This window comes from Methylobacterium terricola, from assembly GCF_006151805.1.
GTDB classification, from domain to species: Bacteria; Pseudomonadota; Alphaproteobacteria; order Rhizobiales; family Beijerinckiaceae; genus Methylobacterium; species Methylobacterium terricola.
The window spans coordinates 257,327-269,738 of record NZ_VDDA01000003.1 but is presented as its reverse complement, the minus strand read 5'-3'; the positions used below and the strand labels follow the sequence as shown (position 1 = coordinate 269,738).

The following is a 12,412-nucleotide window of genomic DNA, read 5'->3' as shown; positions in this document are numbered from 1 at the left end:
CCCCGCGGGCGGGGAGAGGCCTGAGCTGCGACGGGGCTCAGGGGAGCCCGCAGGGCGCAGGGGAAAGGGAGGCGCCGGGTGTGGCTCCTCCGGAAACACCCCCCTCGCTCCGGCTGCGCCTGCGCCCGTCGCGTCTCCTGAACGGAGACACGACCCTCCCCCCGCCCATGGGGAGAGGAGGGAGTCGGCGCCGTTTCCCGAAGCGGGCGGGTCAGTTCACGCCCGCCGACACCCTCACCGATCCAGCACCGCCCGATCGTTCTTCGCCACCAGCGCCTTGAAGTACGGGGTCAGGTCGTTCTCCGACAGGCCGAAGGCCTGGGCGAACTGCATGATGAGCTGCTGCTCGCCTGGTTCCGCCTCGCCGTCGGCCATGGCGCTGTCGATCATGTTGAGGATGATGCAGAGCCGCTGGTCCGGGCGCAGGCGCGGCGCCGCGTCAGTCAGGAACTGGGCCGGCTGGGTGGCGCGGACGTAGCGCACGGCGGAATCGAGGCTCTGGCGCGTCGCGTTGCGGCCGAGCACGGACATCAGGTGGCCGATCTCCTCCGGGTCGATCTCGCCGTCGGCGCCCATGCAGTAGATCAGCGAGACCGCGAGGCAGGTCCGCGGCGTCAGGTCGAGCGAGGTCTGCGACTTGAACATGTTGAACATCGTCGGGGGCCCCTGGCAAATGGCCAAATGCTCTGGCAAGGCGCTGAAGCGGTCCATCAGCGCAGCCGGTCGATTACCGTAAAGCTATGGTGATGTCGATCGCCCGGAGACCGGCCGAGAGAGAGTATTTTTCAAACGATCGGCCTTCCATTCGGCGGCAGACGACCCCATATACGGCCGGCATTATCTTGTTTACGTTTGTCACGCGGATTTAATCCCCGCGCGATACTTCAAAAAGCGGGGCGCCGGCAGTCTCACGGGTGGCGGGCCGGGCGAGCGCTTCTCGGCGCCGACCGAAGCCGGCGGAGCGCCGCCGTCGCACGGCGCCGGTTCGAAACATGCAACATAGTCCCTGGGCCATTCACGATATTTCCCAAATATCGGTGGGAACGAAGTGATATCTTCTCCCGAATGCCGGCACGAGAGGACGACGAACTCCCGCTATACGATCATTTGAAATCTCATTTCATTGACTGATCTTAGAACCGGCCGCATCGTAACGACATCGGAGCACGGGGTTCGCGGCGACGAAGGAGGTCGCGACGCCCCGGCTTTGCCGCTTCTCCCCTCTCCGGATCGGACCCTCCATGACGCGACTGCGCCTCGTCGGCTTCTCCGCCAACATCCAGCGGCCCTCGAAGACCCGCACCCTGGTCGAGGCGATCGCCGCCGAGGCCGCCGTGCGGCTGCCGGTCGAGGTGCGGATCTTCGACCTCGTCGATGCCGGGCCCGGCCTCGGGGCCGCGCTCACCCGCGACCAGCTCTCCCTGCCGGCCCGGCGCCTCGTCGAGGCGGTGGAGGAGGCCGACGCCCTCGTGGTCGGCACCCCGGTCTACAAGGGCGCCTATACGGGCCTGTTCAAGCACCTGTTCGACCTCGTCTCGCCGGAGGCGCTCGCCGGCAAGCCGGTGGCGCTGGCCGCCACCGGCGGCGGGCCGCGCCACGCGCTCGTGGTCGAGCACGCCCTGCGGCCGCTCTTCGGCTTCTTCACCGCACTCACGGTACCGACCGCGGTCTACGCCTCCGACCCCGATTTTCGCGAGGGCGGCCTCGATTCCGCGGCGATCCGCCAGCGGGTGGCCGAGGCCGGGGATCAGCTCGCGACCCTCGCGGGCGCCCGCGCCACGGCCGCCGCCGCTCCCCTCGCCCGGGCCGCCGGGGGCGCCCGGTGATCGACCGCCGCAGCCTTCTCGCGGCGGCGCTCGCGGGCGCCGCCGCCCTGCCGGCCCGGGCCGCGGGCGGCGATACGCTCCGCATCGGCTACCAGAAGAACGGCACCCTCGTCGTCGCCAAGCAGCAGGGCGCGCTCGAGGCGCGGCTGAAGCCCCTCGGCGTCACGGTGAGCTGGGTCGAGTTCTCGTTCGGCCCGCCGCTGCTCGAGGCGATCAGCCTCGGCGCCATCGATCTCGGCCCGACCGGCGACGCGCCGCCGATCTTCGCGCAGGCCGCGGGCGGACCGATCGTCTACGTGGCAGCGCAGGAGGCCGCGGGCTCGGGCGCCGCGATCCTGGTGCAGAAGGATTCTCCCATCCGCGCCCTGGCGGATCTTAGGGCTAAGCGCGTCGCCTTCGCCAAGGCGTCGAGCGCGCACAACTTCACCATCGCGGCCCTGGAGAAGGCCGGCCTGACCTACCGCGACATCGAGCCGGTGACCCTGGCGCCGGCCGACGCCGCGGCGGCCTTCGCCCGCGGCAGCGTCGATGCCTGGACGATCTGGGACCCGTACTTCGCCATCGCGGAGATGCAGCCGGGCACCCGGGTGCTGACGCTCGCCAACGACATCGCCAAGCCGAACAGCTTCCTCCTCGCCCACCGGACCCTCGCCACGGAACGCGCCCCTGTGCTCGACGCGGCGCTCGACGCGCTCAGTGGCGTGGCGCGCTGGTGCGAGGCCAACCGGGGCGAGGTGGCGGCGCTCCTCGCGAAGGGCACCGGCGTACCGCTGCCCGCGACCCGCCGGGCGGTGGACCGCACCGACTTCGTCATCGGCCCGATGACCGCGAGCGCGGTGGCCGAACAGCAGCGCGTCGCCGACCGCTTCCACGCCCTCGGGCTGATCCCCCGTCCGATCCGGATCGCCGACGCCTTGCGCACGCCCGTCTCCCAGAACGGCTGAACACCCATGCCTGCTCTCGCCCTCCCCTCCCCCGAGGCCGCCGCGCGGCGCCTGGCCCCCTGGCTCCTGCCGGCCGTGATCCTCGTCGGCTGGCAGATCGCCGGCTCGGCCGGTCTGGTCTCGACCCGGCTGATGCCCGCCCCCCTCGACGTGGCCGCCGCCGGCTGGCGCATGGCCGAGACCGGCGAGCTGTGGACCAATCTCGGCGTCAGCTTCCTGCGGGCGGCGAGCGGCTTCCTGATCGGCGGCGGCATCGGCTTCGCCCTCGGGCTCGCCAACGGCCTGTCGCGGCTGTCGGACCGGCTCACCGACACCACCGTGCAGATGATCCGCAACATCCCGCACCTGTCGCTGATCCCGCTGGTGATCCTGTGGTTCGGCATCGGCGAGGAGGCCAAGCTCTTCCTGGTCGCGCTCGGCGTGTTCTTCCCGATCTACGCCAACACCCTGCACGGCATCCGCTCGGTCGATCCGCAGCTCGTCGAGATGGGCCGGATCTACGGCATGTCGAGACCTGAGCTGTTCTGGCGCGTGGTGCTGCCGGGCGCCCTGCCGTCGATCTTCGTGGGCCTGCGCTATGCGCTGGGCATCATGTGGCTGACGCTCATCGTCGCCGAGACGATCTCGGCGTCTTCCGGCCTCGGCTACATGGCGATGCAGGCGCGCGAGTTCATGCTGGTCGACGTCGTGGTGCTGGCGATCCTGATCTACGCGCTGCTCGGCAAGGTCGCCGACCTGCTGACCCGCCGGCTGGAGCGCGCCTGCCTCGCCTGGAACCCGGCCTACCGCTCGGCCTGATCTCCATCTCCTCGCTTCCAGGGTCCGTCACCATGATCGCCAGCACCCTCCGCCGGTTCGAGGGCTTTGCACCGACCTCCCGCGCGAACCTGCGCCGCGACGTCCTCGACCGTGAGGCCACCCGCGATATCACCCGCGACCGCACGGCCACCGGCCTCGGCATCACGCTGCGCGGCCTGTCCAAGTCCTTCGACGGCGGGGCGCCGGTCATCGACGGGCTCGATCTGCACATCCCGGCCGGCCAGTTCGTCGCCGTGGTCGGGCGCTCGGGTTGCGGCAAGTCCACCCTGCTGCGCCTGATCCTCGGTCTCGAGACGCCGACCGCCGGCCGCATCGCCATCGAGGGCGGCGAGGCGCCGCGCCGGATCATGTTCCAGGAGCCGCGGCTGCTGCCCTGGGCGCGGGTCCTCGACAACGTCGCGGTGGGGCTCACCCGCGACGGCCGCAAGGCGCAGCGGCGCGCGCGCGCGGCCGAGGCACTGGCGGAGGTCGGCCTCGCCGAGAAGGCGGGACAATGGCCCGCCACCCTGTCGGGCGGCCAGCGCCAGCGGGTGGCGCTCGCCCGGGCGCTCGTCAGCCATCCGGGGCTGCTCGCCCTCGACGAGCCCCTCGGGGCGCTCGACGCGCTGACCCGGATCGACATGCAGGCGATGATCGAGCGGATCTGGCGCGCGCAAGGCTTCACCGCCCTCCTGGTCACCCACGACGTCGCCGAGGCGGTGGCGCTCGCCGACCGCATCCTGGTGGTCGAGGCCGGCCGCATCGCCCTCGACGTGCCGGTCACGGTGCCGCGCCCGCGCCGGCGCGGCGACCCGGATCTCGCCGCCCTGGAAGGGCGTATTCTCGATCACCTGCTCGACGGGCGCGCCTGACCGCGCCCTCTCACCGGAGTGTTTCCATGACCGGCCAGACCGACGTCCTCTGGTTCCTGCCCACCCACGGCGACGGCCGCTACCTCGGCGCCCAGGACGGCGCCCGGGCCGTGACCCTGCCCTACCTGCGCCAGATCGCCCAGGCCGCGGACGAGCTCGGCTATTTCGGCGTGCTGCTGCCGACCGGGCGCTCCTGCGAGGATTCCTGGGTCGTCGCCTCGGCGCTCGCCCCCCTGACCAAGCGCCTGCGCTTCCTGGTGGCGGTGCGGCCCGGCCTGCAACTGCCCTCCACCGCCGCCCGCATGGCCGCGACCCTCGACCGGATCTCGGACGGGCGCCTGCTCATCAACGTGGTGACCGGCGGCGACCCGGTGGAGCTGCGCGGCGACGGCGTGTTCTTAGGCCACGATGAGCGCTACGCGGTGACCGACGAGTTCCTGACCGTCTGGCGCAGCCTGCTCGCCGGCGAGACCGTGACCTACAAGGGCGAGCACCTGCAGGTCGAGGACGGGCGGCTGATCTTCCCGCCGGTGCAGCGGCCCTACCCGCCGCTCTATTTCGGCGGCTCGTCGCCGGCCGGGATCGAGGTCGCGGCCGACCATTGCGACGTCTACCTGACCTGGGGCGAGCCCCCGGCCGGCGTGGCGGAGAAGATCGCCCGGGCCCGCGAGGCGGCCGACAAGCGCGGCAAGACCTTCTCGTACGGCATCCGCCTGCACGTCATCGTGCGCGAGACCGAGTCGGCGGCCTGGGAGGCGGCCGAGTCGCTGATCTCGCGCCTCGACGACGCCACCATCGCCAAGGCGCAGGCGACCCTGGCGCGCCAGGATTCCGTCGGCCAGAGCCGGATGATGCAGCTCCATGGCGGCCGGCGCGACAAGCTGGTGGTGTCACCGAACCTCTGGGCCGGCGTCGGCCTGGTGCGGGGCGGCGCCGGCACCGCCCTCGTCGGCTCCCCCGACCAGGTCGCCGACCGGATGAAGGAGTACATCGATCTCGGCATCGACCGCTTCATCCTCTCCGGCTACCCGCACCTGGAGGAGGCCTACCGCTTCGCCGAGCTGGTCTTCCCCAAGCTCCCCTTGCGCAGCACCACCGGCACGGCGGCGACGAACGCCCGCAACGACGGCCCGTTCGGCGAGGTGATCGCCAACGACATCGTGCCGACGCGGGGCGTGGCGGCGCATTGAGAGAGTACAGCACCCTGAAACCGCCTCACCCCTTTCCCGGGCGATTGTAACGAAGTGGAAGGAGATCCGGGATCCAGCACAAAAAGTTGCGAAGCGTCCGTCTGTCTGCAACGGTGCAACGGCAGTGCCGCTTCGCAGCACTTCTCCCCTGGGTTCCGGATCTCCTTCCGCTGCCGCTTCGGTCGTCCGGACAAGGGCGTGCGGATCTGCAGTTGCTCATACAGGATCGCGCAGGGCATCGCGGCGACGCGCAGCCGCCTCCCCCGGCAGCCGAGGCAGACCGAGGTCCCGCCCGCCGTGAGCTCGGGCGCCAGCATGGCGGCTTCCTGGTTACAGCCTTCGCATCGACGGTGCTTCGAGCGACGGTGCTTCGAGCGAGTTGGCGCAAGCGCCCTCTGTCTCGGCGACCCGGCACGACCGGCCGAGACCCGGGCAGGGCCGCCGCTCACCGGAAATCCCGGCTCCCGACCCGCAACGGCCGCGCCGCCCCCCGCGCATCCGCCCCCCCGCGCCGGGCCTCGTCCCCCCGCCCGCCATCGACCGCCAGCGGCTCGCCCGCATCCCCCGCCACCCGCGCCAGCAGGTCCGAGCGGTCGATCAGGTGCTCGGCGACGAGGTGGATCACCTCGCCCTCGCGCTGCACCCGGCCGCGGGCGGCCATCAGGCCGGCCTGGAGGATCAGGGTGCGCTGGCGGGTGAACAGCGAGGGCCAGATGACGAGGTTGGCGGTCTCGGTCTCGTCCTCGAGCGTGATGAACATCACACCCTTGGCCGAGCCCGGCTTCTGGCGCACCAGCACCAGACCCGCCACCGTCACCCGGGCGCCGTCGCGCAGGCGGCGCAAGGTGGCGCAGGCCGAGACGCCGTCGCGCGCGAGGTCCGCCCGCAGGAAGGCGAGCGGGTGGCGGCCGAGGCTGAGGCCCGCGGCGCGGTAATCGGCCACCACGGCGGCCCCCTCCCCGAGCGGCGCGAGACGCACCGGCGGCTCGCTGAGTTCGGGGGCCGGCGCGGCCTCGCGGCGGTCGGCGGCGGCGAAGAGCGGCAGCGGCTCGGGGGCGAGGCCGCGGATCGCCCACAGGGCCTCGCGCCGCTCCAGGCCGAGGCAGGCGAAGGCATCGGCAGCGGCGAGGCTTCGCAGGCCCCTCAGCGAGAGCCCGGCCCGGCGCCACAGATCCTCGACCGAGCGGAACAGGTCGGCTTCGCGGACCGTGGCGATCCGGGCGCCGTCCTGGTTGGGCAACCCGCGCACCAGCCGTAGCCCCAAGCGCACCGCCAAGCGCCCGTCTCCGATGGGCTCCAGGGTGCAGTCCCAGCGCGAGGCGTTGAGGCTGATCGGCCGCACCTCGACCCCGTGCGCGCGGGCGTCGCGCACGATCTGGGCCGGGGCGTAGAAGCCCATCGGCTGGGCGTTGAGGAGCGCGCAACAGAACACCTCGGGATGATTGCATTTCAGCCAGGACGAGGCGTAGGCGATGAGGGCGAAGGAGGCGGCGTGGCTCTCCGGGAAGCCGTAGGAGCCGAAGCCTTCGAGCTGGCGGAAGGTGCGGGCGGCGAAATCCGGGTCGTAGCCGTTGGCGATCATCCCGCCGATCAGCTTCTCCTCGTAGAGCTTGATCGTGCCGTCGCCCTTGAAGGTGCCCATGGCGCGGCGCAGGCCGTCAGCCTCGGCGGGACTGAAGCCGGCGGCGACGATCGCGACCTGCATCGCCTGTTCCTGGAACAGCGGCACGCCGAGGGTCCGTTTCAGCACCGCCTCCAGTTCCTTGGTCGGGTAGGTGACCTCGTCGAGCCCGCGGCGCCGGCGCAGGTAGGGGTGGACCATGTCGCCCTGGATCGGGCCCGGCCGCACGATCGCGACCTCGATGGTGAGGTCGTAGAGGTTTTCCGGCTTCATCCGCGGCAGCATCGCCATCTGCGCCCGGCTCTCGATCTGGAACACCCCGATCGTGTCGGCGCGCCGGATCATCGCGTAAGTGGGTTCGTCACCCGGCTCGATGTCGGCGATCTCCCGCGGCGGGTTCGTCTCCGGCCGATGCTCGGCGAGCAGCGCGAAGGCCCGGCGCAGGCAGCCGAGCATGCCGAGCCCGAGCACGTCGACCTTCATGAACCGCAGGACCTCGATGTCGTCCTTGTCCCACTCGATGATCTGGCGGTTCTCCATCCGGGCCGGGACCACCGGGCAGAGCAGGTCGAGCCGGTCGAGCGTCAGGACGAAGCCGCCCGGATGCTGGCCGAAATGGCGCGGCGTGCCGATCAGCGCCCGGCCGATCTCCAGGGTGAGGCGCAACGACCGCTCGGACAGGTCGAGGCCGAGCGCCGTGGCCTCGCGCTCGCCGACGCCGTCGCGCGACCAGCCCCAGACCAGGCGGGCGAGCCCGCCGGTGATGTCCTCGGGCACGCCCAGCACCTTGCCGACCTCCCGCACCGCGCCGCGGGCGCCGTAGCGGATCACCGTGGCGGTGAGCGCGGCGCGCTCGCGGCCGTAGGTGGCGTAGATCCACTGGATCACCTCCTCCCGACGCTCGTGCTCGAAATCGACGTCGATGTCGGGCGGTTCGTCGCGGGTCTCGTTGATGAAGCGGGCGAAGAGCAGCCCCTGCTCCACCGGGTCGATGGCGGTGATGCCGAGGCAGTAGCAGATCGCCGAATTCGCCGCCGAGCCGCGGCCCTGGCACAGGATGCCCTGCGAGCGGGCGTAGCGGACGATCGCCTCGACGGTGAGGAAGTACGGCGCGTATTTCTTCAGGGCGACGAGATCGAGCTCCTTCCCGAGCTGCGTGCGGACCGCGTCCGGGACGCCGGCGGGGTAGCGCCAGGCCGCCCCCTCCCAGGTCATCGCCTCGAGCCGTCCTTGCGCCGGTCGCCCATCGGCCCCGGCCTCGTCCGGGTAGGTGTAGGTCAATTCGTCGAGGGAGAAGCGGCAGGACTCGGCGATCGCGGCGGCGCGGGCGAGCGCCTCCGGGTGGCGGCCGAACAGCCGCGCGGTCTCGTCCGGGTCGTGCAGGTGGCGCCCGGCATGGCGCTCGCGGGCAAACCCCGCCGCCGCGATGGTGGTCTTGAGGCGGATGCAGGTGACCACGTCCTGCATCATCCGCCGCTCGGGCACGTGGTAGAGCACGTCGCCCAAAGCCACGCTCGGCACCCGGGCGGCCCGGGCGAGGCTCGCGATGCCGTCGAGCCGCAGGTGGTCGTTGACGCCGAAGCGGCGCGACAGGCCGCAGGAGAGGTTCTTTCCGAAGATCGCCTTCAGGGCGCGCAGGCGCTCCGCCAGGACCTCGTCCGGCCGGTCGGCCGGCAGCACCGCGATGAGGCCCCGGCTCCATTCCGCGACGTCGGTGATTGCCAGGTGGCAACCGCCATGCGGCGCCCGCTCGCGCGAGCGGCCGATCGTCAGGAGCCGGCAGAGCCGGCCATAGGCGGCCCGATCGGTCGGATAGACCAGCAGGCTCCAGCCCTCGGTCAGGTCGAGGCGGCAGCCGACGATCAGGCGGCAGCCCGTCGTACGCGCGGCGGCGTGGGCCCGCACCATCCCGGCGAGCGAGTTGCGGTCGGTGACGGCGAGCGCCCGGATGCCGAGGAGGGCGGCTGCGGAAAACAGCTCCTCCGGCGAGGAGGCCCCGCGCAGGAACGAGTAATGGGTGGTGACCTGGAGCTCGACAGTCATGACGAGACCGAGCGCATCATAAGGATTTCACTTGATCCATTCGAGTAAAAGTAAAGCGCGTCTCCGCTCTCCCGTGTGGGAGAGGGGTCGGGGGTGAGGGTGACACGATTCCTCAGCAAAGCACTGACCGTCGGGCTGGCAGCTTGACGCTGGATGCTGGGCCCAGAACCGTGTCACCCTCGCGCGATCTTCGATCGCCCCTACCCCTCTCCCACACCTTGCAGCGATACCGGGCAAGCCCGGCATCGCCTGGAGAGGGGATCCCGCGATTGACTGATTTTCGAAATAGATCAGGCGTAAATCGCATCACGCCTCCCCCAGCCCGTGCAGCCACCAGCGCGCGCCCTCTTGCGTCAGGGCATCGCGAAACAGCCAGTAGCGGGCGCCGGTCTCGTCCTCGACCCGGTAATAGTCACGGGTGGCCGCGACCTCGTCGTCCGCGAGCCACCACTCGCCGAAGATCCGCTCCGGCCCGTCGGCCCGCGCCACCCGGCGGCGGGTGCCGCGCCAGGTGAAGACGCTGGGCGGCGCATCGGGGAGCGCGGCCAGCACCGCCACCGGCTCGGGGACCGGCAGCAGCCGGCCGGGCCGCGGCAGGTCGGCGGGCCAGGTCACGCCGGTGGCGGGGCTCAAGGGCGCGACCCGGCGCACCGCCCGCTCGGGCCACTCGCTCTCGACCGGGGCCCGGCGAAACACCCGGCCGGGCCCGAGGCGCAGCACCAGCCGGTCCACAAGCTCGGCCATCGCGTCCGCATCCGGCTCCTCGCCGGGGGCGGCGAGCTGGCGCGCCTCCAGCCGCTCCACCTGCGGCGCGGCAAGCCGTGCCTCGTCGAGGCCGTGGCCGGGATCGATGTGGCCCAACCGCTCCGAGAGCAGGCGGGCGAGGTGGCGGGGATCGCGGCTCGGCCGGGCGGTGCCGATGCTGACCGACTGGTCGAGCCCGTCGACGCGGCGGAACACCAAATCGAGCCGGCGCGCCCCGAGCCCGTGCCGGGTCAGGTCCTCGGCCAGCATCGCGGTCAGCCGCCCGGTCACCCGGGCCAGCGTCTCGGGCGCGCCGATCGGCTCCGCGAAGGCGAGCCGCACGACGTGCGCCACCGGCGGCGCCAGAGTGGCGAGCGGTTCGGGGGCGAGGCCGAGCGCCTGGTCGAGACGGCGGGCGGGCTCTCCGCCGAAGCGCAGGCGCAACGGGCCCCGGGGCTGCTCGGCGAGATGGGCGATCCGGGTCAGGCCGAGCTGGCTCAAGGACGAGACGGTCTCCCGGTCGAGGCGGAGCGCCCAGAGCGGCAGGTCGAGCAGGACGGCGCGCTGCCCGCCCGGCGGCAGCACGGTCTCCGGGGGCAGGCAGCGGGCGGCGGCCCAGGCGGCGCCGGGGGTATCGGCGAGGGCGACGCGGGCCCGGTAGCCGGCCCGGCCGAGGCGGCGGCGCAAGGACGCCAGCAGGGCCGCCTCGCCGCCATGCAGGTGCGTGGCCCCGGCAACGTCGATCCAGATCCCGTCCGGCGGGTCGGGGGCGACGAGGGGCGCGTAACGCAGGCACCAGGCCGCGAGGCGGTGAAGCGCCGCCGCGTCGCCTTCCGGATCGGCGTCGATCAGGTGCAAGCCCGGCACCATGGCCTGCGCCTGGGTCAGCGGCAGCCCGGGGCGCAGGCGTAAACCGCGGGCGGCGCGGTCGACGGCCGTGAGCACCCGGCGCGGGCCCTCCTGCGCCACCGCCGCCACCGGCTCATCCGGCGGCTTCCCGCCGTGCCGGCGCCGCCACAGATCGGTCGGCCAGGTCGGCAGGAACACGCAGACGACCCTTCGCATCGGGAGCCTCGAGGAGCCAGGTGCGGGGCTCGGCGCCCCGGGCGCGCAGGAGCGCCACGGTCCAGCGGGCCCGCGACAGGCCCGGTACGGGAAGAGCGGCGGAGGGCGCCGCGGTGACGCCCCAGCGGGTCGCGGCGGCGTTCGGCTCCGGCACGGCGGCGGACCGGCGGCGGATCACCAGGGCGAGGCTGCCGCTGCCCTCGGCGGCGAGCTGGAGCCGGCGCGACGGGGTGAGCCCGAACCGGGCGGCCTCGCCGACCACCGCCGCGAGGCCGCGATGGCGCAACCCCTCCTCCATGGTGGGCAGGACCTCGGTCTCGCGCCGGGTCTCGGCGTAGAGCACCCGGTCGGGATGGAGCCCGACCGCGGCGAGGCCGGGGGCGAACAGGTCGCGCCCGGGCAGGCACCACAGGACCGGGCCGGTGAGCCGGGCGAGGATCGCGGCGACGAACAGGGCCGCCAGCGCGCCCTCCCCGTCGACCGGCCCCGCCGCCAGCACCTCGTGCACCGCGCCGAGGCGCAGGCCCCCGCCCGGCAGGTGCGCGTCGAGGGGAGCGACGCCGAAGGGCAGGACCGGACGGCCCGCCCCCTCGGGCGCCAGCCCGCCGATCCGCTCGCGCAACGCCGCGAGCTGCCGTTCCCGCTCGGCCTGCCGCATCTCATGCCCATCACCGAACCGAAGCAACAACTCGTTCTTGTTTTGTTCGGTTTCACGGGAGTGTCAATCGGGGCTGTGGATGGGATCACTGTCAGAGCCTGCGGAAACCGGGGCCCTGTTGACGGCAGCGGGGATAGCGGGGCCGGCGCGGCCCGGAAAGCCCTGTGGCCCAAGGGGATCGGGCGGGGACGGGGTGCGGGCCGCGACCGGGCACAGCCGTGGGACAACCCTGCTCGAGCCGCCAGGATCGCCGCTGAGCTGGATTCGAGGCCGGCAGGTGCCGTACAACGGTCGTGGGGCGCAACGGGCCTCCACGGGCCTCCTGATGGAGAATCCGCGGTTGCCGGCGCGTCTCCTGTCGGCCCGGCTTCCGGGCCTGCGAATCCGGCGCCGTCCGGGGGTGTCTCGCGGCCTCCCGCGGCACGCCGAGTTGCCTACGCGACGCCATCCGCGATTCACACAGCTTTCCAAGCTGTTAATCGGGGGCCTGCGCTGAGTAACCTACGCTCTCACGCTGAGTCGCCTTCGCCGACCCCCCGATTGTGCGCAGACCTGCCTACGCGACCGCGCCGACTTGCCTACGCGGATGCGCAGACCTGCCTACGCGAACAGGTGCTAAATCCTTGTCAGGGCTCGTGAAATCGCGACCCC

At 72.4% G+C, this 12,412-nt stretch carries 9 protein-coding genes; 5 read left to right on the top strand and 4 right to left on the bottom strand.

All coding sequences use genetic code 11. The annotated features are described in order from the left end of the window. Positions 1-234 precede the first annotated feature (234 nt). A complete protein-coding gene (locus FF100_RS08590) occupies positions 235-645 on the bottom strand; it encodes a tellurite resistance TerB family protein (protein WP_246101973.1) in 411 nt (136 codons plus the stop codon). Between the two features lie 596 nt (positions 646-1,241). On the opposite strand from FF100_RS08590, the gene msuE reads away from it, so the two are divergent. The 5 genes from msuE to ssuD are packed head-to-tail and all read left to right on the top strand — an operon-like array spanning position 1,242 to position 5,630. Beyond that, on the top strand, positions 1,242-1,826 hold the full coding sequence (gene msuE, locus FF100_RS08585) for an FMN reductase (RefSeq protein ID WP_139035135.1): 585 nt from the start codon (positions 1,242-1,244) through the stop codon (positions 1,824-1,826). Beyond that, on the top strand, positions 1,823-2,770 hold the full coding sequence (locus tag FF100_RS08580; protein WP_139035134.1) for an aliphatic sulfonate ABC transporter substrate-binding protein: 948 nt from the start codon (positions 1,823-1,825) through the stop codon (positions 2,768-2,770). Before msuE ends, FF100_RS08580 begins: the two co-directional genes overlap by 4 nt. 6 nt (positions 2,771-2,776) lie before the next feature. After that, positions 2,777-3,568, top strand: coding sequence for an aliphatic sulfonate ABC transporter permease SsuC (gene ssuC / locus FF100_RS08575; RefSeq protein WP_139035133.1), 792 nt, complete (start codon positions 2,777-2,779; stop codon positions 3,566-3,568). Between the two features lie 32 nt (positions 3,569-3,600). Beyond that, complete coding sequence (locus FF100_RS08570; RefSeq protein WP_139035132.1) at positions 3,601-4,440, top strand: ATP-binding cassette domain-containing protein; 840 nt, start codon at positions 3,601-3,603, stop codon at positions 4,438-4,440. 26 nt (positions 4,441-4,466) lie between these two features. Next, positions 4,467-5,630: an FMNH2-dependent alkanesulfonate monooxygenase gene (gene ssuD / locus FF100_RS08565; protein WP_139035131.1), complete on the top strand. Its 1,164-nt coding sequence runs from the start codon at positions 4,467-4,469 to the stop codon at positions 5,628-5,630. A gap of 445 nt (positions 5,631-6,075) precedes the next feature. Here the strand turns inward: ssuD and FF100_RS08560 are convergent, their stop codons facing one another. The 3 genes from FF100_RS08560 to FF100_RS08550 all read right to left on the bottom strand — a co-directional run bounded on the left by FF100_RS08560 (position 6,076) and on the right by FF100_RS08550 (position 11,761). Further along, positions 6,076-9,294 (bottom strand): error-prone DNA polymerase, encoded by a 3,219-nt coding sequence (locus FF100_RS08560; RefSeq protein WP_139035130.1) that lies wholly within the window; start codon positions 9,292-9,294, stop codon positions 6,076-6,078. 306 nt (positions 9,295-9,600) lie between these two features. Continuing rightward, entirely contained in the window at positions 9,601-11,103 is a 1,503-nt protein-coding gene (locus FF100_RS08555) for a DUF6504 family protein (protein WP_139035129.1), read from the bottom strand. Continuing rightward, positions 11,021-11,761 (bottom strand): ImuA family protein, encoded by a 741-nt coding sequence (locus FF100_RS08550; protein WP_139035128.1) that lies wholly within the window; start codon positions 11,759-11,761, stop codon positions 11,021-11,023. The genes FF100_RS08555 and FF100_RS08550 overlap by 83 nt, the downstream gene beginning before the upstream one ends. Positions 11,762-12,412: the final 651 nt, after the last annotated feature.